Annotated in this window: 24 protein-coding genes; 11 read left to right on the top strand and 13 right to left on the bottom strand. The window is 71.3% G+C overall.

What is annotated here, in order from left to right:
• The 5 genes from FCN18_RS02835 to FCN18_RS02815 all read right to left on the bottom strand — a co-directional run bounded on the left by FCN18_RS02835 (window position 1) and on the right by FCN18_RS02815 (window position 5,014).
• The gene (locus FCN18_RS02835; protein ID WP_137093082.1) at window positions 1-1,980 is read right to left on the bottom strand and encodes an acetoacetate--CoA ligase; all 1,980 of its coding nucleotides are present in this window, start codon (window positions 1,978-1,980) and stop codon (window positions 1-3) included.
• 10 nt (window positions 1,981-1,990) lie between these two features.
• Complete coding sequence (locus tag FCN18_RS02830; RefSeq protein WP_137093079.1) at window positions 1,991-2,749, bottom strand: ESX secretion-associated protein EspG; 759 nt, start codon at window positions 2,747-2,749, stop codon at window positions 1,991-1,993.
• The gene (locus FCN18_RS02825) at window positions 2,750-3,826 is read right to left on the bottom strand and encodes a WXG100 family type VII secretion target (protein ID WP_137093077.1); all 1,077 of its coding nucleotides are present in this window, start codon (window positions 3,824-3,826) and stop codon (window positions 2,750-2,752) included.
• A complete protein-coding gene (locus FCN18_RS02820; RefSeq protein ID WP_113642698.1) occupies window positions 3,826-4,278 on the bottom strand; it encodes a hypothetical protein in 453 nt (150 codons plus the stop codon). Before FCN18_RS02820 ends, FCN18_RS02825 begins: the two co-directional genes overlap by 1 nt.
• A gap of 85 nt (window positions 4,279-4,363) precedes the next feature.
• Window positions 4,364-5,014, bottom strand: a complete 651-nt coding sequence (locus tag FCN18_RS02815; RefSeq protein WP_137093074.1) for a dienelactone hydrolase family protein — start codon at window positions 5,012-5,014, stop codon at window positions 4,364-4,366.
• A 108-nt stretch (window positions 5,015-5,122) separates the two neighbouring features.
• Here FCN18_RS02815 and hisC point away from each other — a divergent pair, with 108 nt between their 5' ends.
• On the top strand, window positions 5,123-6,181 hold the full coding sequence (gene hisC / locus FCN18_RS02810) for a histidinol-phosphate transaminase (protein WP_112266215.1): 1,059 nt from the start codon (window positions 5,123-5,125) through the stop codon (window positions 6,179-6,181).
• Window positions 6,182-6,310: 129 nt separating this feature from the next.
• Here the strand turns inward: hisC and glmS are convergent, their stop codons facing one another.
• The 3 genes from glmS to FCN18_RS02795 form a co-directional block, all read right to left on the bottom strand.
• A complete protein-coding gene (gene glmS, locus FCN18_RS02805) occupies window positions 6,311-8,140 on the bottom strand; it encodes a glutamine--fructose-6-phosphate transaminase (isomerizing) (protein ID WP_113642699.1) in 1,830 nt (609 codons plus the stop codon).
• A gap of 9 nt (window positions 8,141-8,149) precedes the next feature.
• Window positions 8,150-8,419 carry an HU family DNA-binding protein gene (locus FCN18_RS02800; protein WP_112266211.1) on the bottom strand — a complete coding sequence of 90 codons (270 nt, stop codon included), beginning with the start codon at window positions 8,417-8,419 and terminating at the stop codon, window positions 8,150-8,152.
• Window positions 8,420-8,480: 61 nt separating this feature from the next.
• Window positions 8,481-9,278, bottom strand: a complete 798-nt coding sequence (locus FCN18_RS02795) for a sulfite exporter TauE/SafE family protein (protein ID WP_137093072.1) — start codon at window positions 9,276-9,278, stop codon at window positions 8,481-8,483.
• Window positions 9,279-9,424: 146 nt separating this feature from the next.
• Between FCN18_RS02795 and FCN18_RS02790 the strand changes: the two genes are divergently transcribed.
• The 8 genes from FCN18_RS02790 to FCN18_RS02755 all read left to right on the top strand — a co-directional run bounded on the left by FCN18_RS02790 (window position 9,425) and on the right by FCN18_RS02755 (window position 16,780).
• Window positions 9,425-10,522 carry an Rv2629 family ribosome hibernation factor gene (locus FCN18_RS02790; protein WP_137093070.1) on the top strand — a complete coding sequence of 366 codons (1,098 nt, stop codon included), beginning with the start codon at window positions 9,425-9,427 and terminating at the stop codon, window positions 10,520-10,522.
• Between the two features lie 92 nt (window positions 10,523-10,614).
• Window positions 10,615-11,046 carry an ATP-binding protein gene (locus FCN18_RS02785; protein ID WP_137093068.1) on the top strand — a complete coding sequence of 144 codons (432 nt, stop codon included), beginning with the start codon at window positions 10,615-10,617 and terminating at the stop codon, window positions 11,044-11,046.
• Entirely contained in the window at window positions 11,043-11,855 is an 813-nt protein-coding gene (locus tag FCN18_RS02780) for a SigB/SigF/SigG family RNA polymerase sigma factor (RefSeq protein WP_113642701.1), read from the top strand. The genes FCN18_RS02785 and FCN18_RS02780 overlap by 4 nt, the downstream gene beginning before the upstream one ends.
• 37 nt (window positions 11,856-11,892) lie before the next feature.
• Window positions 11,893-12,462 (top strand): DNA polymerase ligase N-terminal domain-containing protein, encoded by a 570-nt coding sequence (locus tag FCN18_RS02775; RefSeq protein ID WP_137093066.1) that lies wholly within the window; start codon window positions 11,893-11,895, stop codon window positions 12,460-12,462.
• A 14-nt stretch (window positions 12,463-12,476) separates the two neighbouring features.
• Window positions 12,477-13,397: a non-homologous end-joining DNA ligase gene (ligD, locus tag FCN18_RS02770; RefSeq protein ID WP_137093349.1), complete on the top strand. Its 921-nt coding sequence runs from the start codon at window positions 12,477-12,479 to the stop codon at window positions 13,395-13,397.
• Window positions 13,394-14,266, top strand: a complete 873-nt coding sequence (ligD, locus tag FCN18_RS02765) for a non-homologous end-joining DNA ligase (RefSeq protein ID WP_137093064.1) — start codon at window positions 13,394-13,396, stop codon at window positions 14,264-14,266. The genes ligD (FCN18_RS02770) and ligD (FCN18_RS02765) overlap by 4 nt, the downstream gene beginning before the upstream one ends.
• Window positions 14,267-14,274: 8 nt before the next feature.
• Window positions 14,275-15,240, top strand: a complete 966-nt coding sequence (gene ku, locus FCN18_RS02760; RefSeq protein ID WP_137093061.1) for a non-homologous end joining protein Ku — start codon at window positions 14,275-14,277, stop codon at window positions 15,238-15,240.
• A 103-nt stretch (window positions 15,241-15,343) separates the two neighbouring features.
• Window positions 15,344-16,780, top strand: coding sequence for an adenylate/guanylate cyclase domain-containing protein (locus FCN18_RS02755; protein WP_137093347.1), 1,437 nt, complete (start codon window positions 15,344-15,346; stop codon window positions 16,778-16,780).
• A 29-nt stretch (window positions 16,781-16,809) separates the two neighbouring features.
• Here FCN18_RS02755 and FCN18_RS02750 read toward each other — a convergent pair whose 3' ends face one another.
• Window positions 16,810-17,823 carry a beta-ketoacyl-ACP synthase III gene (locus tag FCN18_RS02750; protein ID WP_199542847.1) on the bottom strand — a complete coding sequence of 338 codons (1,014 nt, stop codon included), beginning with the start codon at window positions 17,821-17,823 and terminating at the stop codon, window positions 16,810-16,812.
• 165 nt (window positions 17,824-17,988) lie between these two features.
• On the opposite strand from FCN18_RS02750, the gene FCN18_RS02745 reads away from it, so the two are divergent.
• Window positions 17,989-19,086: a winged helix DNA-binding domain-containing protein gene (locus FCN18_RS02745; RefSeq protein ID WP_137093059.1), complete on the top strand. Its 1,098-nt coding sequence runs from the start codon at window positions 17,989-17,991 to the stop codon at window positions 19,084-19,086.
• Between the two features lie 9 nt (window positions 19,087-19,095).
• On the opposite strand, the gene FCN18_RS02740 is transcribed toward FCN18_RS02745, so the two are convergent.
• The gene (locus tag FCN18_RS02740; protein ID WP_113642706.1) at window positions 19,096-19,779 is read right to left on the bottom strand and encodes a hypothetical protein; all 684 of its coding nucleotides are present in this window, start codon (window positions 19,777-19,779) and stop codon (window positions 19,096-19,098) included.
• A 351-nt stretch (window positions 19,780-20,130) separates the two neighbouring features.
• On the opposite strand from FCN18_RS02740, the gene FCN18_RS02735 reads away from it, so the two are divergent.
• Window positions 20,131-20,535 carry an SsgA family sporulation/cell division regulator gene (locus tag FCN18_RS02735; RefSeq protein ID WP_112266190.1) on the top strand — a complete coding sequence of 135 codons (405 nt, stop codon included), beginning with the start codon at window positions 20,131-20,133 and terminating at the stop codon, window positions 20,533-20,535.
• On the opposite strand, the gene FCN18_RS02730 is transcribed toward FCN18_RS02735, so the two are convergent.
• From FCN18_RS02730 to FCN18_RS02720, 3 genes are all read right to left on the bottom strand, one after another.
• Window positions 20,532-21,695, bottom strand: coding sequence for a glycoside hydrolase family 3 N-terminal domain-containing protein (locus FCN18_RS02730; RefSeq protein ID WP_112266188.1), 1,164 nt, complete (start codon window positions 21,693-21,695; stop codon window positions 20,532-20,534). The two genes, FCN18_RS02735 and FCN18_RS02730, sit on opposite strands and share 4 nt — an antisense overlap.
• A 37-nt stretch (window positions 21,696-21,732) precedes the next feature.
• The gene (locus FCN18_RS02725) at window positions 21,733-22,329 is read right to left on the bottom strand and encodes a hypothetical protein (RefSeq protein WP_137093057.1); all 597 of its coding nucleotides are present in this window, start codon (window positions 22,327-22,329) and stop codon (window positions 21,733-21,735) included.
• A 75-nt stretch (window positions 22,330-22,404) separates the two neighbouring features.
• On the bottom strand, window positions 22,405-22,641 hold the full coding sequence (locus FCN18_RS02720; protein WP_199542850.1) for a DUF2188 domain-containing protein: 237 nt from the start codon (window positions 22,639-22,641) through the stop codon (window positions 22,405-22,407).
• Between the last annotated feature and the right edge of the window lie 12 nt (window positions 22,642-22,653).

Here is a 22,653-nt window from a genome sequence, read left to right as displayed (position 1 = left end):
TCAATCGCCGCTCGCGAGCGCCACGAAGGGGGCCAGGGAGTTCGGGTTCGCGAGCGCGTCGCGGCTTACTGCTCGGTCCGGGGCGACGCCCTTGAGGATCTTCTTCACCGGGACCTCGCACTTCTTGCCGTTCAACGTGCGCGGGACCTCGTCGACCACCACGAACCGGTCCGGGACGTGCCGGGGCGAGAGCTCCTTTCGCAGCTCCTTGCGCAGTGACGGCTCCACTGCCTCCAGTGTCGCCCCTTCGGAGAGGACCAGGAAGCACAGCAGCTCACCCTCCTCGTTGGCCGACGTGTCGATGACCAGCGAGTCCTGGACCTCCTCGAAGCCCTCCACAACGCGGTAGAACTCCGCCGTGCCCATACGCACGCCGCCCCGGTTGAGGGTCGAGTCGCTCCGGCCGTAGATGACCGCTGAGCCGCGCGGTGTGATTTTGATCCAGTCTCCGTGCCGCCACCTGCCGGGGAACTCCTCGAAGTAGGCCTCCCGCAGCCGCGTGCCGTCCGGGTCGTTCCAGAAGAACACCGGCATCGAGGGCATCGGCTTGGTGATCATCAGCTCGCCGACCTGGTCGACCACGGGCTTGCCCGCCTCGTCGTACGCCTCAACCGCCGCGCCGAGGCACCGGCACGAGAGCTCGCCCAGCCACACCGGCAGGTCCGGCGACGAGCCCACGAACGCGGTGCACAGATCGGTGCCGCCCGACACCGAGCAGATCTGCACGTGCGGACCGATCGCGTCGGCGATCCAGCGGAACCCCTCCACGCTCAGCGGCGCCCCCGTCGACCCCAGCGCCCGCATCGCCGACAGATCGAACTCCTCCGACGGCTTCAGATGCGCCTTCAGACAGCTCTGCACGAACGGCGCCGACGTGCCGAAGTACGTCACTCCGTGGCGCTCGGCCAGCCGCCACAGCGTCCGCAGGTCGGGATGTCCGGGGCTGCCGTCGAACAGCACAATCGTCGAGCCGACGAGCAGGCCGGAGATGAGGAAGTTCCACATCATCCAGCCGGTGGTGGTGAACCAGAAGAACCGCTCCCCCGGCCCCAGATCGCACTGCAGCGCCAACGCCTTGAGGTGCTCGACCGTGATCCCGCCGTGGCCCTGCACGATCCCCTTGGGCAGGCCCGTCGTGCCCGACGAGTACAGGACCCACAGCGGATGGTCGAACTCCACGGGCTCGTACGCGAGCTCGGCGCCCGCGTGCTCGGCGAGCAGGGCGTCCCAGCCGAGCGCGTCCGGGATCGTGCCACCGCCCTCGTAGTCGACGAGCACCGTCGCCGCGAGCCCCGGCAGCCTCCCGCGCAGCTCCTCCACGGTCGGCCGGACGTCGAACGACCTGCCGTTGTAGACGTAGCCGTTGACGGCGACCAGCACTCTCGGCTCGATCTGGGTGAACCGGTCGGCGATCGCGCGCACCCCGAAGTCCGGTGAGCACGACGACCAGGTTGCCCCGAGGCTCGCCGCGGCGAGAAAGGCCACCAGCGTCTGCGGGCAGTTCGGCGCGAGCGCCACCACGCGGTCGCCCTTGCCGACACCCAGCGCCACGAACGCCGCCCGCGCGGCGGCCACCCTGGCACGCAGCTCGCCGTAGGTGAGGCGCTCCTCCCTGCCGTCCTCCCGCTGGAAGATCACCGCGAGGTCGCTGGCGGCCTTCTCCGCTCCGGCGACGCCTCCGGACAACGCGTGCTCCGCGTAGTTCAGCGTCGCGCCCTCGAACCACCGGCTGCCCGGCATCTCCAGTCCCGACAGCACCGCGCCGGGCTGCTCGTGCCAGCGCACCCCGAGGTAGTCGGCCACGGCGGACCAGAAGTCACCGAGCGAGCCCGTCGAGAACTCCCAGAGCTCCTGGTAGTTCCTGGTGGTCACGCCGCGCTCGGTGCTCAGCCACCGGCGGAAGTCCTCGATCCTGGTTTCGGCGATGTGCTCGGGAGAGGGCCGCCACAACACCTCTCCGACCTCGGCGTCAGCACTCATACGCCGCACTTTAGGCCAGATCCGAGGCCATTTCCTGCGCCATGGTCAGCAACCGCGCTGGGTCGACCGGAGTGACCGTGACCCAGTCGCCGCGCCTGCGCAGCGCATACCGGCCCTGCTCCGTGTCGACCCAGTTGACCGTGCTCGGAGCCCGTCCCCGCGCCCGCGTGCTCGCGCCGAACCGCCCGGAACCGGACCGCCCCGTGACGGCCCGCAGGAGTGTGTTGGCCTCCACGGGGCGCACGCCCGCGTCACGCAACACGTCCAGGAACCCGGCCGAGCCCTCGTGCTCGGCCACCCGGCAGGCCCTGCGGTAGTCGGCGAACCGGATATTGCCCGGGCTGCCGGTGCCGGCCTGCAGCGGGGAGACCGCCGTGAGCATCGTCTCCACCAGCGCCGTCCTGCGCACCGGGCCGAGCCTCACCTCCGCGTCGGCGACTCCGGCGGTCACGTCGCCGTACGCGCCGGCGGCGCCCACCCCACGGAACACCGGCCCGTCACCGCTCAACTCCAGGTCGAGCGACAGCTCGGGTACGGCCAGCGCACGCAGCAGGTCGGCCAGGTCACGGGCGGGCCGGGCGACGGTGCCGAGCCCCCGCTCGGCCAGCGCCCGGTCGGCGATCGCGACCAGCTCGGCGCGGGCCGCCGCCGTGCGCCCCACGTGCGGGATCGCGAGCACGGCGGGCAGCTCACCGAGCCCCAGCTCGGTCCAGACCAGGTACAGCTCACCGGGGTGCAGGCTGATCCAGCCGGTGCTCTCGTCGCGCACTCACCAGCCTCCGCGCGGACCATCGCCGAGCACCGGCGGAACCACTGGCACCTGCGGCCCCCACAGGTCGTCCTCCTCCTGCAGGTACGAGGGCGACTTGCGCTCGACATCGTCGTCCCCGCCGGGGCGCGCACCGGCGGCGGCACCCATCGGCACCGCGCCGGGCGCCGCTCCGCCGCGTGGGGCCGCCGACGCCGCGGCTGGAGGCGCTGCCTGACCGCTGTGCGCCGCGGCTCCCGCGCGCGGTCCGGCTCCTTGCTGCTCGCCGCCGCCGCTCTGCTGCCCCGGCGTCATCGGCGTCGGCGGCGTCGTGGGGCCGCCACCCGGTGAACCCGGCGCGGCCGTGCCGCCCGCGCCGGACGCACCCGGGGTGGCGGAGCTCGCCGTCGTGCCCTCGTCCGGCGTCGGGTCCGGCGTCGGCTCCTGGTCCTGGTGAGGGGGCGGCGGGTCGGGTTCCCTCAGGATCGACGAACCCGGGTCCGGGCTCTGGAAAGCGGGCACGCGCCCGTACAGCTCGTTGGAGTCGCGCTGGTACTGCTCCATCACCTCGGCGGCCTGCTGGTGCAGCTGCCGCGACTCCTCACGATCCGGCGCCGGGTCGGCGACCAGGTCGGGCGCGGTGCGCCAGTATTCCTGCGGCACCTGCGGGGTGGGCAGGAGGATCTCGAACCGTGGCGGCTCCGGCATGTTGCGCTTGGCTGCCGCGGCCAGCGCGGCCTGCTCGCTCACGCAGCCGGAAACGACCGCGCTGCCCGACGCCGACTCCTCCGTCCAGCCGGCGAGCTGCTCGACCTTGCCCCTCGCCTCCTCGGCCGCTGCCCCCTGCCAACCGTCGGCGGCCTCCCGCAGCGCCTTGCGCAGCTCCTGCCCGACCTCGTCCAGCTCCCCGCCGAGCCGCGACCACTGCGCCGCGACCTCGGTGGCCCCCTCCAGGTCGAGCCCCGTGGTGGCCATGTCGTACAGCTCGCGGTGTGAGTAGGTCCGCCAGTTCACGTGCTGGCCGAGGTCGCCGGGTTCGGGCTCGGGCTCTGGCCGCGGCCACGGGTAGGGCAGGCAATGCACCGGTCCACGCTCCATCAGTCCACCTCCCCGATGCGCGCGAGTTGCTCGCTCGCGTCGGTGTCGGCCTCGGCGATCAGGCCGGCCGCCCGCCGCACGATCTCGTCCAGCTTCTCCAGCTGGAGCGCGAACTCCTCGAGCACGGGGATCGCGGCGTCGGCCCCGCCGGACGCGGCGCCACGCAGCCGCTCGCCCATCGTGCGGCCGACGAAGTTGTCCCCGAACCGCAGCGGCTGGTCGATGCGGTCGCCGCAGTCGGCGATCAGCGTGTGCACCCTGGACTGCACGGCGTTGATCGAGGCCAGCAAGCGGTGCGCCGCGTCGGGATCGAGCTTGAGGTCACCGGTCCGCACCTGGTCGCGGACGGTCTCGAGGTCCTCGGCGACCGGGGCCAGCGCTGCGGCGGCGCCCGACGCGAACGCGGCGCCCGGCGCCAGCACGGGAACGGATTCGGCGGAAGGATCGGTCACGGCGGCACCCCCAGAGACTCGTGCACGCAGCACTCTACTTCGCAAAGACGGCGCCGACGACCGTTTCGTTCCCGCTCGTACCTGTTCAGCGCAGGTACGCGTCGAACCAGTCGAGCGTGCGGTGCCACGCCTCGGCCGCGGCGGCCGGGTCGGCGTCGAAGCGGTGGCTGGCGCCCGGATAGCGGACGACGTTGGTGGCCACCTTCGAAGCGGACGCCGCCTCCTGCAGCCGCTCGACCGCGAGCTCGCCCGCCACATCGCCGTCGTCGCCGTACATGCCGAGCCACGGGCTGGTGAGCCTGCCCGCGATCTCCACCAGCTGGGGCAGCTCGTCGGATGCCGGAGCGCTGACGGCGTGCCCGCCCACGCTCACCGCGGCGCCCAGCTTGCGGCTGGCGGCCACCACAAGCGCGGCCGTGCCGCCCGTGTCGAACCCGACGACGCCGATCAGGTCGGCCCGCACGCCCCGCTCCACGAGCCACGCGAGCGTGACATCGGTGGCCGCGAGCACGTCCTGGCCGGTCAGCGGCGCGCCGTCGGCCACGATGTGGGGAGCGACGGCCAGCCAGCCTTCCCCGGCGAGCCCCGAGAGGAGAAGCCGCACCGTGTCGGTGACGCCCTCCGCCTCGTGCAGCACGACGAGACCACCTCGCAGGGCACCATCCGGTTCCGCGAAGGTGAGCCTCGCGGTGCGGCCGTCCTCGTGCCGGTAGTCCTCGGTGTACGTCTGCGTCATGTACCCACTCAACCACCGATAGTGGTGCCCCAGTCAACGTGAGCTGGCAGATATGCGGCGAGATAGGTTGAACGGCGAAACTCTTTCGACCCCCGAGGAGCGCATCCGATGTCCTCCGCAATTCCGACGAGGGCCGACCTGGCCGCGTTGCCCGCGTACGTGCCCGGCCGCACGGTGCCCGGCGCGATCAAGCTGGCCAGCAACGAGGTGCCCGGCGGCCCGCTGCCCAGCGTGGCCGAGGCGATCGCCCACGCGACAGCCCAGGTGAACCGCTATCCCGACATGGGCGCGCAGGCCCTGACCGAGCGGCTCGCGAGCGAGCTGGACATGCCCTTCGAGCGGATCGCCGTCGGCTGCGGCTCGGTGTCGCTGTGCCAGCAGCTCGTGCAGGGGATGTGCGAGCCGGGTGACGAGGTGCTCTTCGCGTGGCGCTCGTTCGAGGCGTACCCGATCGTCACGCAGGTGGGCAACGCGAAGCCGCTGACGGTGCCGCTGGACTCGGCGCACACCCACGACCTCGACGCCATGGTCGCCGCGATCACGCCGAGGACGCGCGTGGTGTTCGTGTGCAACCCCAACAACCCCACGGGCACGGCGGTGCGCCGCGACGCACTCGTGCGCTTCCTCGACCAGGTGCCCTCCGACGTCCTCGTGGTGCTCGACGAGGCGTACCGCGAGTTCGTCACCGACCGCGACGTGCCGGACGGGCTGGAGTTCGTGCGCACGCGGCCGAACGTGACCGTGCTGCGGACGTTCTCCAAGGCCTACGGGCTCGCGGGCCTGCGCGTCGGCTACGCGGTGGGCCCCGAGGAGGTGATCACCGCGCTGCGCAAGGTCTATGTGGCCTTCAGCGTCAACACCCTCGCCCAGACCGCCGCGATCGCCTCACTCGACGCGAAGGACGAGCTGCTCGCGCGGTGCGCGGACGTGGTGCGTGAGCGCTCGCGGGTGCGCGACGAGCTGCGCGCGGCGGGCTACGACGTTCCCGAGACGCACGCGAACTTCGTGTGGCTGCCGCTCGGCGAGCGCACCGTCGAGTTCGCCGAGCACGCGCTGGAGCACAAGGTCGTGGTGCGGCCGTTCGCGGGCGACGGCGTGCGCGTGACGATCGGCACCGCCGAGGAGAACGACGTGTTCCTCGACGCGGCGAGGTCGTTCACTCGCTGACAGCGGACAGCTGCCGGGTGCGAGGGCCTGCAATCAGGCGAGTGTGCGCGTGGCGTCGTCGTCGGTGGGAGCGGCGCCGCGGCCGGTGAGCGCCGCGCCGACAGCGCCCATGTCGATCACCGCGACCGGTCACTCGACAGTGACGCTCTTCGCCAGGTTCCGCGGCTTGTCGATGTCGCGGCCCAGGGCCGTCGCGAGGTGGTAGGCGAGCAGCTGCAACGGGATGCCGAACAGGATCGGGTCCAGTTCGGGCTCGGTGCGCGGCACCCGCAGCTCCGCGTCGGCGAGCCCCTCCGGCAGCTGTGCGTTGGTCACCGCGATCACCGGGCCGCCGCGCGCCTTGATCTGCTCCATCGTGCCGATGTTCTTCACCAGCAGCTCGTCGTCCGGAACGATCACCACCGATGGCATGGAGGGGTCGATGAGCGCGATCGGCCCGTGCTTGAGCTCACCCGCCTGGTACGCCTCGGCGTGGACGTAGGAGATCTCCTTGAGCTTCTGCGCGCCCTCCCTCGCCACGGGCCAGCCCCGCACTCGGCCGACGAAGAACATGTGCCGGGCGTCGGCGAACTTGCGGGCGACCTCGGCGATGGGCTCGTCCTGGGTGCGCACGACCTCCTCGATGTGGTCGGGCAGCGCGTCGAGGCCCTCGACGATGCGGCGCCCGTCGGCGACGGAGAGGTCGCGCACCCGGCCCAGCAACAGGGCGAGCATCGCGAACGTCGTGCTCATGTTCGTGACGGCCTTGGTGGAGGCCACCGACACCTCGGGGCCGGCGTGCAGGAACACGCCGCTGCCGCACTCGCGGGCGATCGCGCTCGCCACGGCGTTCACCGCGCCGATCACGCGCCCGCCCTTGCGGGACAGTTCCTGCACGGCGGCGAGCGTGTCGGCGGTCTCGCCGGACTGGCTCACGGCGACGTACAGCGTCTCGGGGTCGACCACCGGGTTGCGGTAGCGGAACTCCGAGGCGGGCTCGGCGTCGGCGGGGAGCCGCGCCAGCTCCTCGACGAGGTTGGCGCCGATCTGGCCCGCGTAGTAGGCCGAGCCGCAGCCGAGGAACTTCACCCGCCGGATCGAGCGCAGCTCCCTCGGGTCGAGCCGGAGACCGCCGAGCCGCGCGGTGGAGAACCGCTCGTCGAGCCTGCCGCGCAGGGCGCGCCGCACGGCCTCTGGCTGCTCGCCGATCTCTTTGCGCATGTAGTCGGCATAGCCGTCGAGCTGGTAGTCCTCATCGGACAGCTCAACCTCGGTCGGGGTCTTGTCGGTGCGCTTGGCCTGCAGGGTGCTGGTGCGGTAGTCGCCCGCCTTGAGTGTGGCCAGCTCACCGTCGTCGAGGTAGACCACGCGCTGCGTGTGCCGGACGAGCGCGGCGAGGTCGGAGGCGACGTACATCTCCCCGTCTCCGATGCCGAGCACGATGGGGCTGCCGTTGCGGGCGACCACGAGCTCGCCGGGATTCTTGACGTCGAGCACCACGATTCCGTATGCACCCTCCACCTGGTGCAGGGCGCGGCGCACGGCGTCCTCGAGCGTCTCGGCGCCGTCCCGCAGCCGCGCCGCGATCAGGTGGGCGAGCGCCTCGGTGTCGGTGTCGGAGGCGAACTCGACGCCGCTCGCGATGAGCTTCGCGCGCAGCTGCTCGGCGTTCTCGATGATCCCGTTGTGCACCACGGCGATGCGGCCTTGCGCGTCGAGGTGCGGGTGCGCGTTGACGTCGGTCGGCTCGCCGTGCGTGGCCCAGCGCGTGTGCGCGATGCCCACCGGCGCCGGGTTGTCCTCACCCACGAGCGTGCGCAGCTCACCGACTCGCACGGCGGCCTTGGTCACCTTGAGCCTGCCCCGGTGGGCCAGCGCGACACCGGCCGAGTCGTAGCCCCGGTACTCCAGCCGCTGCAGGCCTTCCAGCAGGATCGGCGCGGCCTCCCGCTTGCCGACGTAGCCGACGATTCCACACATGGGTGTCTCCTACCCGTAGACGATGCGCCGCAGCTGGCGTTCCGAGAGCGGGCCCGCCGCGACCGGTCTGTTCGCCAGCTCGGCCTGGAGCAGTGCCCAGATCTGCGCGTTGCGCCACCCGCGGTTCTTCAGTTCGCGATGCCGCCGCCGCACCAGCTCCTCGGTGGTCTCGCCGAAAAAGGCGAGCACGTCGGCGACGACCCTGGCCGCGGTCTCTGAGGAGAGCCCCGTGGAGGCCGCGACGTGCCGCACCAGTTCCGAGGGCGGCGACTGGTCCATGCGCCAGAGCCTGCCCGCGCCGAACGACTACTTCAAGTTTTCTGCCCGATATCGGGCAAGCTCACACCTGGCGGAGCACCAGCTGGATGACCGCGGCGATGCCGACGACCACGATCACGCCCCGCAGCACCGTCGGCGGCAACCTGCGCCCGACCAGCGCGCCGAGCCACCCGCCGAGGATCGAGCCACCCGCCAGCAGCGCGACGACCGGCCAGCTGATCGGCGCCACGAAGGCGTAAATCGTCCCCGCCACCACGTTCACCACGGCGGCGAGCACGTTCTTGATCCCGTTGAGCCGCTGGATGGGCTCGGACATGAGCATGCCCATGATGGCCATGAGCATCACGCCCTGGGCCGCGGTGAAGTACCCGCCGTAGACGCCGACCAGGAAGATCAGCGTGAGCAGCAGCACCGTGCCCTGCTTCGCAGGCTCGTCGCCGTCCTGCCCGCCCTTGCGCTCCGCCCTGGTCTCCCGCCGTCGCAGCACCCACGTCGACACGCGCGGCTGGATGATCACCAGCACCACCGCGAGCCCCACGAGCACGGGCACCACCGTCTCGAAGGCGTCCGGCGGCAGGGAGAGCAGCAGCACGGTGCCGCCGACCGCGCCGAGGGCCGACGCGGGCACGAAGGTCAGCAGCCGCCCGAACTGGCCACGCAGCTCCTTCCGGTAGCCGATCGCACCGGTGATCGTGCCGGGTACGAGCCCGATCGCGTTCGACGTCGTCGCCGTGACAGGCGGGTATCCGAACGCGACGAGCACCGGGAACGTCACGAGCGTCCCGGACCCGACCACCGTGTTGATCATTCCCGCCCACACGCCCGCGAGAGCGATGAGAACGGCGTGCCACCAGATCACGGACGGACCATAAGCGGCGGTTATTTCGGCCGCCGCGCGAGGAGGCGTATACAGTGTTCAGCCTCACGCTCGACCTTCCCAGGTGGGACGTTTCACCCCCGGGATACCGGGAATCCCCCGCCGGACACGTTGCGAGGGAGGTACGAGTGGACACGACGAGGTTGCGCGAGCTGGTCACGACCGACGGCCCGTTCGCCTCGGTCTACTTCGATGACACGCACGACACCGCCGACGCCGAGAAGCTGCTGGAGCTGCGCTGGCGCGAGCTGCGCGAGCGGCTCGAGGGGCAGGGCGCCGAGCGGCCCACGCTCGACGCGATGGAGTCAGCCGTGCGGGAGGCCGCGCCGCCGGTCGGCCGCAGCGGCAGGGCGCTCGTCGCCGTCGGCGACCGCGTGCTGGTGGACCAGGAGCTCGACGAGCCGCCCGCCCAGCCCATCGCCCGGCTCTCCGGCCTGCCCTACGTGCTGCCGCTGGCCGAGTTCGGCGAGCGCCCGCCCGCCCACGTCGTGGCGGTGGTCGACCACGTCGGCGCTGACGTCACCGCGGTCGATGCGGACGGCAACGTCGTCGATGAGCAGACCGTCGAGGGTTCGGAGCACCCCGTGCACAAGGTGCGGGGCGGCGGTTCGGCCCACCGGGACCTCCAGTCGCGCGCCGAGGAGACGGCCCGGCACAACATCAACCGGGTCGCGGAGCACGTGGCCACGACGGCGCGTCGGGTCGGCGCCGCGCTGGTGGTGCTGGCCGGGGAGTCGCAGGCCCGCAAGGAGCTGCACGACGCGCTGCCCGAGCAGGTGCGGCGCGTGGCGACCGAAATCCAGACCGGCGCGCGCCACCAGGGTGGAGGCAACGAAGAGCTGCGCGAGCAGATCCAGCAGCTGCTCGCCAAGACCAAGCAGGCGCGCCGCGACGAGGTGGTGGAACGGTTCCGTGCCGCGCTCGGCAAGCGTGACGGACTCGCCGTGCAGGGCCTGCAGGCCACCACCACGGCGCTGCGGGAGGCCAACGTCGAGACGCTGCTCGTCGCCGATCCCGGCGACGCCGAGGTGCTCACCGGCGAGGAGCCGACGCTGGTCGCGGTGCAGAAGGAGGAGCTCGAGGCACACGGAACGCGGTCGGTCAGCAGGCGGCGGGCCGACGAGGCGCTGGCAGTGGCCGCCATCGCCGGGGCCGCCGAAATCATCTGCACCGGTGACACGCTGGAGCTGATGGACGGCGTCGGCGCGATCCTCCGGCACGACTGAATGCGCGTCGACGCCGCATCGAGACGAGGTATGCGCAGGGTGGCTACTGTAGGCGAGAAACGTTGAACGGCCGGCAGAACACTGAGGTGAAAGTGACCGAAACAGAGCCGCCGTCGCATGACGTCGGTGCCCAGGACGACATCGAGTTGCGACTGGGCGCGAGCCTGGTCCACCTGCCCATCATCCGCTCCGTGGCGGCGAACATCGCCATCAGAGCCGACTTCGATCTGGATGCCATCGCAGACCTGCGGCTCGCCGTCGACGAGGCGTGCTCCACGCTGATCACCAGGGCGGTGCCGGGCACCACCATGGTGTGCCGGTTCACCATCGACGACGACGAGCTGCGCTTCAGCGGCGCCGTCACCTCCGCCGACCACGAGGCGCCGAGCACGGCGTCCTTCGGCTGGCGGGTGCTCACCACCCTCGCCGACTCGGCCGAGTCCTGGGTGGAGCCGGCCAAGCAGGACGGGCAGGGCAACTGGGTCCATGTCGAACTCGCCAAGCGAAAGCCGACGCTTACGTGACCGGATCGACAACTCGCGGATCGCGCAGCCCTTCGGACGACTACGAGCACCTCACCCCCCTTTTCGAGGAGTTCGTCGAGCTCGCTGAGGACGATCCACGCCGCGTCGAGCTGAGGGACGAGCTCGTCACCGGCCACCTGCCGCTCGCCGAGCACATCGCGCAGCGGTTCTCCGGCCGCGGCGTGGCCAAGGAGGACCTGGTGCAGGTGGCCAGGGTCGGGCTCATCAACGCGGTCGACCGCTTCGACCCTCGGCGGGGCTCGGACTTCCTCTCCTTCGCCGTGCCGACGGTGATGGGCGAGGTGCGGCGGCACTTCCGGGACACCGGATGGGTGATCCGCGTGCCGCGCAGGCTGAAGGAGCTGCACCTCTCCATCAACAACGCCAGCACGCAGCTCTCCCAGCGCCTCGGCCGCGCGCCGACGCCGAGCGAGATCGCCGCGCACCTCGACCTCACCCCCGACGAGGTGATGGAGGGCCTCGAGGCGGGCAACGCCTACCACTCGATGTCGCTCGACGAGGTGCTCTCCGGCGACACGGAGAACCTCGCGCTCGGCGACACGCTGGGCGAGGAGGACGCCGCGCTGGAGGGCGTGGAGAACCACGAGACGCTGCAGCCACTGGTGAGGGAGCTGCCGGAACGTGAACGCAAGATCCTCGCGCTGCGGTTCGTGCACAACATGACACAGACGCAGATCGCCGAGCGCATCGGCATCTCACAGATGCACGTCTCGCGGCTCCTCGCCCGCACGCTGGACCGGCTGCGCGAGGGGCTCGTGGAAGATCGGCCCGAGGGCGACGAGCAGTAGCGTTTCAGCAGCTCACGGCCCGGGTACCTGCCCGGGTATGGCGAAGAGGGACGCACTGGGCGCCTACCACGCGAAGCGGAACCTCAACCGGTCCGGCGAGCCCGGTGGGTCGCGGCGCGGGCGGAAGACCGCGCGGCCACGCTTCGTCATCCAGCGCCACGACGCGTCGAGCCTGCACTTCGACTTCCGGCTGGAGATCGGCGACGTGCTCGTGTCGTGGTCGATCCCGAAGGGCCCCTCGCTCGATCCCGGCGACAAGCGACTGGCCATCCGCACGGAGGACCACCCGCTCGACTACGCCGATTTCGAGGGCAGCATCCCGGAGGGCGAGTACGGCGCGGGCACAGTGATCGTGTGGGACACCGGCACGTTCGAGCACCTCGGTGACGGCTCGGCCCAGGACGCACTCGACCGCGGCGGTCTCAAATTCCGGCTCCATGGCGAGAAGCTGCACGGCGCATTCACGCTCGTGCGCACCCGAACGAGCCGCCAGGAACAGTGGCTGCTGATCAAAAAGGACGACGAGGGCGCCGACCGCCGTCGCAAGCCGGCGAAGACGCAGCCCGAGTCGGTGCTCACCGGCCGGACCAACGAGGACCTCGCGTGAGGTGGCACGAGCCCATGCTGGCCACGCTCACCGACCGCCACTTCTCCGATCCGGGCTGGGTGTTCGAGCGCAAGCTCGACGGCGTGCGCGCGGTGTGCGTGCGCGAGGACGGCGGCGAGCCGCAGCTGTGGTCGCGCAACCACCGGCTGATGAACGCCGCCTATCCCGAGCTGGTCGAGGCGCTGGCCGAACAGGGCGGCGAGTCGTTCACCGCCGACGGCGAGATCGTGGCCTTCGACGGCAGGCAGACGAGCTTCGCCAAGCTCCAGCCGCGGATCCACCTCACCGATCCCGTGCGCGCGAGGAACACCGGCGTCGAGGTCTTCTACTACCTGTTCGACCTGCTGGAGTTCGGCGGAACCGACGCCAGGTCGCTGCCCCTGCGGCAACGCAGGGAGCTGCTGCGACAGGCTTTCGACTTCCACGGCGTGCTGCGCATCTCCCGGTACCGCAACACCGAGGGCGAGAGGTTCCTGGCGGAGGCGTGCGCGAAGGGCTGGGAGGGCCTCATCGCCAAGCGCGCCGACGCGCCGTACACCAGCGGGCGCTCGCGTGACTGGCTGAAGTTCAAGTGCGTCAAGGACCAGGAGTTCGTTGTCGGCGGCTACACCGACCCGTCCGGTTCGCGCGCGGGGTTCGGCTCGCTCCTCGTCGGCTACTACGCGGACGGCAGGCTCCGCTACGCGGGCAAGGTCGGCGCAGGCTACAACGACGCGACGCTGCGCGACCTCCGCCGCAGGTTCGACGGACTGGGCAGGGAGAAGTCCCCGTTCGCGGGGGTGGTGCGGGAGCCGAACAGCCACTGGGTGGAGCCGGAACTCGTGGTGCAGGTGAAGTTCACCGAGTGGACCGGCGACGGGCGGCTGCGGCATCCTCGGTTCACGGGGCTGCGCAACGACAAACCGGCGACCGACGTGGTCCGGGAGACGTCATGACCGAAGTGTCCAAGGCAGGCAAGGTCTTCTACCCCGCCGACGACATCACCAAGGGCGACGTCGTCGAGCACTACCGGCGCGTGGCCGGCGTGCTGGTGCCGCACCTGGAGGGGCGCCCGCTGACGCTGCGCCGCTACCCCGACGGCATCGAGCGAGAGGGCTGGTTCCAGAAGGAGGCCTCCGAGCACTTCCCCGACTGGGTGCGCGTCGAGGCGGTGCCCCAGCGCGGCAGGCAGGGCGAGTACGTGCACCACGTCGTGTGCGACGACGCGGAGACCCTGGAGTACCTGGCCAACCAGGCGACGATCGAGTTCCACGTCTGGCTGTCCACAGTAGACAAACTGGACTGTCCCGATCTGCTCGTGCTCGACCTCGACCCACCCGAGGGCACCAAGGCCGCCGAGCTGCGCGGGGTCGCCCGCCGGGCCAGGGACCTGTTGAAGGGCATCGGGCTCAGGCCGTTCGTGCAGGCCACCGGGGGCCGCGGTTTCCACGTCGCCGCGCCGCTGGACGCCACCACCGACTTCGACACCGTGCGTGAACTGGCCCGGCTCGCCGCCGACCAGCTCGCCACCGACGACCCCAACCGGCTCACCACGGCGCAGCGCAAGGACAAGCGGGGCGGGCGGATCTTCCTCGACACCAACCGCAACGCCTACGGGCAGACCTTCATCGCGCCGTACTCGCTGCGCGCGCGACCCGGCGCGCACGTGGCAACCCCGCTCGACTGGACAGAGCTGGGCAGGGCGCGGCCGGACGGCTACGACCTCACCCGGATCCGGCGACGGCTGGCGCGCAAGGCCGACCCCTGGCACGACATCAACGCCCGCGCGGCGTCGGCGGCGAACGCGCTGGAGAAGCTGAGCTAGGAGGCGGCATGGCAAGGGCGATCTGGAGCGGAGCGCTGAACTTCGGGCTGGTGACGGTGCCCGTCGAGCTCTACAGCGCCACCCAGGATCACACGATCCACTTCCGGCAGTTCCAGCGCGGCACCTCCGACCGCATCCGCTACCGGCGCGTGAACGAGCGCACCGGCAAGGAGGTGCCGTACGAGGACATCGTCAAGGGCTACGACCTCGGCGGCGACGAGTACGTGCTGGTGGAGCCCGACGAGCTGGACCAGATCGCGCCCGGCCGCTCGCGCACCATCGACATCGACGCGTTCGTGGACCTCGACGAGATCGACCCGATCTACTTCCAGAAGACGTACTGGCTCGCGCCGGCGAAGGAGGAGTTCGGCCGCGCGTACAGCCTGCTGATCGAGGCGATGGGCAAGACGAACCGGGCGGGGCTCGCGCGGTTCGTCATGCGCGGCAAGGAGTACATCGCGGCAGTGCGGGCCGGCGACGGCGTGCTCGTGCTGAACACGCTGCTCTTCCCCGAGGACATCCGCGAGCCGAAGAAGGAGATCAGCAAGCTTCCGGCGCCGGGCAACGTGAAACCCAAGGAAGTCGATATGGCGGTGAGCCTGATCGAGTCCATGGCGGAGGCGTGGAAGCCCGACGAGTACCACGACACCTACACCGAGCGCGTCAAGAAGCTCATCGAGGACAAGCGCGCGGGCCGCACGGTGACGCCCGAGGAGGCGCCGCCCGAGGCCACGAAGGTCGTGGACTTGTTCGAGGCCCTCTCGCGCAGTGTGGAGAGCCGCAAGAAGGGCGGCTCGACCACCGCGAAGAAGGGCAAGGCCAAGCAGCCCGATCTCTCCGAGCTGAGCAAGGCCGACCTCGACAAGATGGCCCGCGAGGCCGGCATCAAGGGCCGGTCGAAGATGACGCGCGCGCAGCTGGAGAAGGCACTGGCCGACGCCTCAGGAGCACCGGCGCGCAAACGAGCCTCCTGAGGAGCGCGCCAGGCAATACGATCACCGCGTGCGCACGTCCCGGCTACCGACGCGGTTCCACACCGTCGTGCGCACGAGCCTGGGCTTCGCCGCGCTCGGCTTCATGTCGAGCTTCTGCGGTGCCGGGATCGTGTTCCTGCTGCTCATGCTGCAGGGCGTCCCCGAGACCGTCGCCGGGCACGGCTGGATCATCGCGGTGTGCGCGGGCGGCTACGTGCTGCTGTCCGCGCTGGTTGGCACCGCGTGGGCGGCGTTTCTGCAGCGCCGCACCGCCGTGTGGTTCGTGCTCGGGCGCGAGCCGACGCGGGAGGAGGCCCGCCGCGCGCTGCGCCTGCCGGTGGACCTCGCGACGGTCAGCGGCACGCTGTGGCTGGGCGGCGTCGTGGTCATCAGCACGCTCACCGCGGTGTTCGGGACGTGGCTCGACGCGCTTGGCGTGGCGATGGCGATCCTGCTCGGCGGGTTGGCGACGGTGGGCCTGACCTACCTGGCCACGGAGTGGGTGGCGCGGCCGGTGATGACGATGGCGCTGGCGGCCGCACCACCGCGCGGCACGCTGCCGATGACGGTGCTGCGGCGGCTCGTCATCACGTGGGCGCTGGCCAGTGGCGTGCCGATGGTGGGTGTGCTGCTGGTGGTGCTGCCACCCGACCTCGGCCCGAGCGACCCGGCGCCCAGCCTCCTGGCACTGTCGGTGACGGGGCTCGTGCTCGGCGCCCTCGCGACGGCGCTCCTGGCGCGCGCGGTGGCGGCGCCGCTGCACCGGCTGCGCCTCGCGCTCGACCAGATCGCCAAGGGGCGCCGTGACCTGCGGGTCGGGATCGACGACTCCAGTGAGATCGGCATGCTCCAGACGTCGGTGAACGACCTGGCGAAGGGCCTCGCCGAGCAGGAACGGCTGCGGGACCTCTTCGGCAGGCACGTCGGTGACGACGTGGTGCGGCACGCGCTCGAGTACGGCGCGTCGCTCTCCGGCGACGTGCGCGACGTGACGGCGCTGTTCGTGGACGTGGTGGACTCCACGGCGCTGGCGGCGGAGCTGCCGCCGGACGAGGTGGTGCGCAAGCTCAACGGCCTGTTCTCGAGCGTCGTCGACGCGGTGAGCACCCATGGCGGGCTGGTGAACAAGTTCCAGGGCGACGCGGCGCTGTGCGTCTTCGGCGCCCCGACACGGCACGCCGACCCGGCGACGTCGGCGCTGCGCGCCGCGCGGGCCATCCGCGACGCCGTGGCCACCAGCGGAGAGCTCGACCTCGGCATCGGCGTCGCCAAGGGCCCCGCGTTCGCGGGCCAGCTGGGCACGGCGAGCCGCTTCGAGTACACGGTGATCGGCGACGCGGTGAACGAGGCGGCACGGCTCACCGAGCACGCGAAGCAAGCCGATGGCCGGATCCTGGCGAGCGAGGCCGTGGTCAAGGCGTGCGCGGCCTCGGAGAGGGACCTCTGGCAGCACCACGGCACCATCCACCTCCGCGGCCGCCCCACCCCCACCGAAACCTGGGAGCCGCACCCGCCCCCAAGGCCACCTTTGTTGCGTTGAACGCAACAAAGGTGGCCTTGGGGGGCGGTTCAGCCGGGGGTGAGGTCGGGCCAGCGCAGGGCGGTGGCGCCCCACGTGAGGCCGGCGCCGAAGGCGCTCACGAGCACGCGGTCGCCCGCCTGGAGTGTGCCGTCGTTGACCCCGTCGACCATCGCGAGCGGGATCGACGCCGCACTCGTGTTGCCGGTGCGCTCGATGTTGACCACCAGGCTGTCGGCGGGTAGACCGAGCTGCTTGGCCGTGGCGTGCAGGATCCGGATGTTGGCCTGGTGGCCGATGAACCGGTCGACGTCGCTGACCGTCCAGCCGACCCGCTCCATCACCGTGCGCGACGACTCCGCCATGCGCGCGGTCGCGTGCCGGAACACCGCGGGCCCCTGCATGGAGAAGTAGTGGTCCTGCGGGTTGTCGGAGGTCTTCTGCTTCGCCCCGCCCGCGGGCACGATCAGCAGTTCGGCGAGGTCGCCGTCGCTGTGCAGGTCGAACGGTCCGATCGCCCCGAGCTCGTCCGGCTCGCCCGCGCGCAGTACGACCGCGCCCGCACCGTCGCCGAAGATCGGCACCGTGCCACGGTCTTTCGGGTTCAGCAGCGTGGTGAACGCGTCGGCACCGATCATCAGCACGCTGCGCGCGGCGCCCGCTGAGATCAGCCCGGCAGCCGTGGCCAGTGCATACACGAATCCGCTGCACACCGCGTTGACGTCGAAGGCGGCGATGTGGCCGAGCCCGAGCCTGCTCGCCACCTGCGGAGCGCTGGCGGGGCAGATCTGGTCGGGCGTCGCCGTGGCGAGCACGAGGGCGTCGACGTCCCGTGATCCCGCCGAGTGCAGCGCACGCCGCCCCGCCTCCACCGCCATGTCTACTGTGGACATACCGGGGTCGATGACGTGCCGTTGGCCGATGCCGGTCCTGGTCCGGATCCACTCGTCGGACGTGTCGAGGTGGCCGCTCAGTTCGTCGTTGTCCACTATGCGCGGCGGGAGCCAGCCACCGAGACCGGCGAGCACCGCCACACCACGCGCATCGTGCGTGGGCACTTGCATCCTCCAGGGGCCTGCGTCGGGGACCGGAGACGCGAAACCGCCCCCGAACACTTGTATGGCCTACTAATCGGTAGAGGCTTCCGTTGTGACCTATGTCTCGTCGAGTGTAGACCTCGGGGCAAATCAGGCCGGAAATCGACCGGAATGCCCGATAGGAAAGAGGCCATGACGACGCTCGGCACCCGTTCCCTCAACCGCGCGCTGCTGGCCCGGCAGTCCCTGTTGGCACGGACCGAGCAGCCTGCGATCGAACTGATCGAGCACCTCGTGGGCATGCAGGCGCAGGCGCCGTTCCCGCCCTACTACGGGCTCTGGACGCGGCTGCGTGACTTCTCTCCCGACGAGCTGTCGCGGCTGCTGCTCCGCCGCGACGTCGTGCGGATCGTCAACCTGCGGGGCACCGTCCACCTGGTGAGCGCGCCCGACGCGCTGCCGCTGCGCGCGTTCACCCAGCCGCTCATGGACAACGACCTGAAGGGCAACCAGCAGTACACCCCGCTGCTGAGCGGCCTCGATCTCGGCGAGGTCGCCTCGGCGGCGACCGCACTGCTGGCCGAGAAGCCACTGAGCAGCACCGAGTTGGGCAAGGCGCTCGCCACACGGTGGCCGGATCGCGAGCCGACGGCGCTTGTGTACGCGGCCCGCAACCTCCTCCCACTGGTACAGGTGCCGCCGAGGGCCGTGTGGGGCCGCAGCGGGCAGCCGACCTACGCGCTCGCCACCGAGTGGCTCGGTGGGCAGCTCGACCCTCGCCCCGATGTCGAGAGGCTGATCCTGCGCTACCTCGGCGCGTTCGGGCCCGCGAGCGTGCGCGACGTGCAGACGTGGTGCGGACTCACGAAGCTGGGCGAGGTGGTCGAGCGGCTCCGGCACCGCTTGCGCACGTTCCGCACCGAGGACGGCGTGGAGCTGTTCGATCTGCCCGACGCACCGCGACCCGGCCCGGACACGCGCGCACCGGTCCGGTTCGTGCCCGAGTACGACAACCTGCTGCTCTCCCATGCCGATCGCACGAGGGTGATCAGCGACGAGGACCGCAAGCGCCTCTTCACCCGCAACGGCATCCTGCTGGCGGCCTTCCTCGTCGACGGGTTCGTACGGGGCGGCTGGAAGCTCAAACGGAACAAGGGCGGAACGGTGCTGGAGATCCAGCCGTTCCGCCGGTTGTCCAAGCGGGACACGGCCGCGCTGACCGCCGAGGGCAGGCGGTTGCTGAAGTTCGCCGAGGCGCCCGGCGGCGAGGTCCGGCTCCTACCGTCCTAACCGGACGGATTACCAGTCGTGGTAGCCGAAGTCGCCGCGGTACCGCGAGTCGTGGTCGTGGTAATCGTGGTGGTCGTCGTACCGCTCGTGTCCGGCGGACCTGGCTTCCCGGCGCTGCTCCAGGTAGTGCTCGAACATCGGGTCGACGAACTCCCGCATCCGGGCGCCGAAACGCGACGGCGACCCCACGCCTGCGGGCAGGTCTGCGCGCGCGTCCGGGAGATCGAGGTCAGGCACCGGCGCCTCGGCCGCGATCACCGGCTCGGGTTCGGGTTCGGGGGCGGGCTCGGGTTCCGGCTGGGGCTCCTCTTCCACCACGGCGACCGACGCGGGCGGGTCGACGGTCTCCGGCGCGGGGACGGCGCCGGGATCGGGGCTGGCCTTGCCCTCCACCTCGATGGGCCGCGGCGCCTCGACGATCACGATCGGGCCGCTGCCTGCGACATCGCCCGCCATGGGGGCTCCCGCACCCTGCCCCGGGGTCCGGTCGAGGACGGCGCCGAACGCCACGATCGCCATCAACACGGCGGCGGCCATGCTCGCGATGCTGGAGCGGTTGACGCGACTGACCGGCACGCCGTCGCCGGGACCTTCGCCACCGGGGTGCGCGCCGGGCAGGCTGGCGCCGATGATCCCGGTGCGGTCGAGCAGGTCCGCGTCATGCGGAGTCTGGCGCAGAACCTTGGGCGCCATCAGGTCCCTCCATAAACATCGTCCCCCAGCGGCCGACCAAGGCCAGATCGCTGTTTACCCCCCTGGCGAAGTGGTGTCACTAGGCCACCCCGCCTTCGCAGACAAGTCGACTCGATCGAGTGAACAGCCTGCCAACAAGCCGCATTTGGCCGGTCCGACAGGCAATTCGCGCCTGTGCACCACCCGGCCGGACTAGCAACGACGCTCGCGTCACGCGCGTTGCTCTACTCGCAGTTGCCCGGTGAGGAATTCCCCCGATTGGCGCATCACGGCACAGCCAGGTGGGCGTCTCTCCTTGCGGAAGGGCCGCCCACAGCAAGCGGGCGGCACGGACAGACGGGAGGGTGCGCCGTGCATCAGGACGCCGTACACCAGAGCCAGTTCGTGTACCTCAACGGCTGCGGCACGCCGCTGCTGTCCCGCCTCTCCTACGCGGCGGACGAGCCGTTCACTGTCGTGCTCGCGTTTCGCATCGACCCGGGCGAGTGGGTCGAGTGGGAGTTCGCGCGCGACCTGCTCCTCGATGGCATCACCGAACCCGCGGGCATCGGCGACGTGCGCGTCCGGCCCGACCTCGCCACGCACGAGGACTACCTCGTGCTGGAGCTGGAGTCGCCCGACGGCTACGCGGTGGTGGAGATCGACATCGAGGACGTGCGGCGCTTCACACGGGCGACCGTGGAGATCGTCCCGCCGGGTACCGAGAGCGGCCACCTCGACCTCGACACCCTCATCGCCGACCTCACCGCGGCCTAACCGCAGGCGTTCTTCGAACGCAGCACCCGCTCGAGCGCGTCCTCGACGCGCTCGCCGGGCAGCTCTCCGCCGGCCACGGCCTGCTCGAGCCGGTCGAGCACGGGCGCGACGTCCCCGCCGGAGGACCACAACGCCTGGTCGGCCCCTGCCTGGAGCGCGCGCAGCACGGCCTCGGGCACGCTGTAGCGGTCGGAGATCGCCTTCATGGCGCCGAGATCGTCGGTCACGGTAACGCCCTCGAACGCGTAGTCGTTGCGCAGCAGCTGGTAGGCCGCAGGCGAGAGCGAAGCGGGCTGCCCCTCGGTCAGGCCCGGCACGTCGAGGTGGCCAACCATCACGCTGATGTCGCCGTACTGCGCGATGTCCTCGAACGGCAGGAGGTCGTGCTCCCGCAGGTCCGCGAGCGGCGGCGTGCGCACGAGGCCGGTGTGGGAGTCGCCGCTCGCCCGCCCGTGGCCGGGGAAGTGCTTGAGCACCGGCCGCACGCCCGCGTCCGTGAGCCCAGCGGCGAAGGCCAGCGCGTACTCACGGGCCACCGCGGGGTCGGCGCTGAACGAGCGGTCGCCGATCGCGGCGCCCGCGTCCTCGTCGGTGAGGTCGGCGTCCGGCGCGTAGTCAACGGTCACGCCCCTCGCCAGCATCGCCCTTCCGCGTTCCTCGGCGAGCGCGCGCACCTGCTCCGGCGTCATGGTCCGCGCCATCTCCCGCGCGCTCGGCAGGTCCCCCTCGAGCTGGTCGAGCCGCTGCACCCGGCCGCCCTCGTCGTCCACGGCCACCGAGACCGGCACCTTCGCCGCCTCCTGGACCCGCGCGAGCGCGTTGTCCGTGAGCAGGTCGGTCGCGTTGCCGCCGATGAAGATGCCGCCCACCTGCTCCTCGCGCACGAGCGCGGCCGCGGCCGCGGGGTCGCTCGGCTCCACGCCCACCACCACGAGCTGGGCCACGCGCTCCCTCGGGGACATCCCGGCGATCACCGGTTCACAGCCGGTCCGCGGCGGGACGGCCGAGGTAGTGGGGGGCGCGGCCTGGGCGGACGACGCGGACGACGGCGGCCGCGACGCCGCCGAACCCGGGGTCGGGGAGTTGCCGGAACCGCCGGGCGAACCACACCCGGCGGCGAGCAGGGACACGAACACGGTCGTCAGGAGCAAACGCTTCATCGTTGCCCCACGGTACGTTGTGCGGGTCGGCCGTGACTCAGCTGAGGGTCGTCGCGGGTGATGGACACCCCTCGACGATCAGCCGCGCGGGCGCGCCCGTGGCGGTGTTGCCCGCCGTGTCGGTGGCGACGACCTGCCACACAACCTCGCCCGGCCGCGAGAACGGGCCCAACCGTGCCGACCACGACCCACCGCGGCCCCTGGCCATCCGCGTCGTTCCGTGCTCCCCGTCCGGCATGCTCCAGCTGAGCGTCACCGACCGCACGCCGCTGACGTCGGCCACCGTGGCCTCGATGGTGGTGACGTCTCCCGCACATCCCCGCACGGTGAGGCCGCCGCCCTCGGCCGACTGGCCCGCGATCTCCGGAGGCCTCACGTCCGCTCCCGACGTGGCAGCCGACCGGGGACCGACCACGGCGGACGCCGGCCCCAGCGCCGAGGACCCGACCGAGGTGGGAGCCGTGGCGGGAGTGGCGAGCGGAGGCACCCCGGCGCGGCCCGGCGCCATCTCCGGTCTCGGTTCCGTCCTGGCGGCCAGCAGGGCGACGCCGACGACCACGAGCAGCGCCACCGCACCGGCCACTGCGATCGGCACGCGGTGGGTTCGGGACGGCGGCGGGCTCACGCTGCTCATGGGGCCCTCCGTTCGCGAAGGGTGAGGGTCTGAACGCGGTCTGCACATTGTCTGTCGCCGAGACGAGCCGGAGCGCTACAGCGTGGCGTCAACTCCGGTGCGTACCCCGTATCTTCGCTCGCGCTCGACGGTTCCGTCCATCCTTTCGATCACCAGCGCGCTGGGCGGGTTCGCCCTCGCCACGCGCGCGGCCTCGGTGACGGCGTCGCGCTTGCGGCAGTGCCGGGAGAGCACCAGTTGCTCGTGGACCACGAGCCAGGTCAGCGAATCCGGGGAGAACCGGAACCGCACCTGGAACAGCTTCCTCGTCATGATCGCTCCCTT

It is taken from the genome of Prauserella endophytica, assembly GCF_005146945.1.
GTDB lineage: Bacteria > Actinomycetota > Actinomycetes > Mycobacteriales > Pseudonocardiaceae > Prauserella_A > Prauserella_A endophytica.
The sequence above is the reverse complement of the archived record's forward strand: the minus strand, read 5'-3'. Positions and strand labels throughout refer to the sequence as shown.

What these genes read in the sequence shown, in the direction of transcription:
- FCN18_RS02835 (WP_137093082.1), bottom strand. Translation starts at nt 1,980, where the DNA reads ATGAGTGCTGACGCCGAGGTCGGAGAGGTGTTGTGGCGGCCCTCTCCC.
- FCN18_RS02825 (WP_137093077.1), bottom strand. Translation starts at nt 3,826, where the DNA reads ATGGAGCGTGGACCGGTGCATTGCCTGCCCTACCCGTGGCCGCGGCCA.
- FCN18_RS02815 (WP_137093074.1), bottom strand. Translation starts at nt 5,014, where the DNA reads ATGACGCAGACGTACACCGAGGACTACCGGCACGAGGACGGCCGCACC.
- hisC (WP_112266215.1), top strand. Translation starts at nt 5,123, where the DNA reads ATGTCCTCCGCAATTCCGACGAGGGCCGACCTGGCCGCGTTGCCCGCG.
- glmS (WP_113642699.1), bottom strand. Translation starts at nt 8,140, where the DNA reads ATGTGTGGAATCGTCGGCTACGTCGGCAAGCGGGAGGCCGCGCCGATC.
- FCN18_RS02800 (WP_112266211.1), bottom strand. Translation starts at nt 8,419, where the DNA reads ATGGACCAGTCGCCGCCCTCGGAACTGGTGCGGCACGTCGCGGCCTCC.
- FCN18_RS02775 (WP_137093066.1), top strand. Translation starts at nt 11,893, where the DNA reads ATGGCGAAGAGGGACGCACTGGGCGCCTACCACGCGAAGCGGAACCTC.
- ligD (WP_137093349.1), top strand. Translation starts at nt 12,477, where the DNA reads ATGCTGGCCACGCTCACCGACCGCCACTTCTCCGATCCGGGCTGGGTG.
- ligD (WP_137093064.1), top strand. Translation starts at nt 13,394, where the DNA reads ATGACCGAAGTGTCCAAGGCAGGCAAGGTCTTCTACCCCGCCGACGAC.
- ku (WP_137093061.1), top strand. Translation starts at nt 14,275, where the DNA reads ATGGCAAGGGCGATCTGGAGCGGAGCGCTGAACTTCGGGCTGGTGACG.
- FCN18_RS02755 (WP_137093347.1), top strand. Translation starts at nt 15,344, where the DNA reads ATGTCGAGCTTCTGCGGTGCCGGGATCGTGTTCCTGCTGCTCATGCTG.
- FCN18_RS02750 (WP_199542847.1), bottom strand. Translation starts at nt 17,823, where the DNA reads ATGCAAGTGCCCACGCACGATGCGCGTGGTGTGGCGGTGCTCGCCGGT.
- FCN18_RS02745 (WP_137093059.1), top strand. Translation starts at nt 17,989, where the DNA reads ATGACGACGCTCGGCACCCGTTCCCTCAACCGCGCGCTGCTGGCCCGG.
- FCN18_RS02740 (WP_113642706.1), bottom strand. Translation starts at nt 19,779, where the DNA reads ATGGCGCCCAAGGTTCTGCGCCAGACTCCGCATGACGCGGACCTGCTC.
- FCN18_RS02730 (WP_112266188.1), bottom strand. Translation starts at nt 21,695, where the DNA reads ATGAAGCGTTTGCTCCTGACGACCGTGTTCGTGTCCCTGCTCGCCGCC.
- FCN18_RS02725 (WP_137093057.1), bottom strand. Translation starts at nt 22,329, where the DNA reads ATGAGCAGCGTGAGCCCGCCGCCGTCCCGAACCCACCGCGTGCCGATC.
- FCN18_RS02720 (WP_199542850.1), bottom strand. Translation starts at nt 22,641, where the DNA reads ATGACGAGGAAGCTGTTCCAGGTGCGGTTCCGGTTCTCCCCGGATTCG.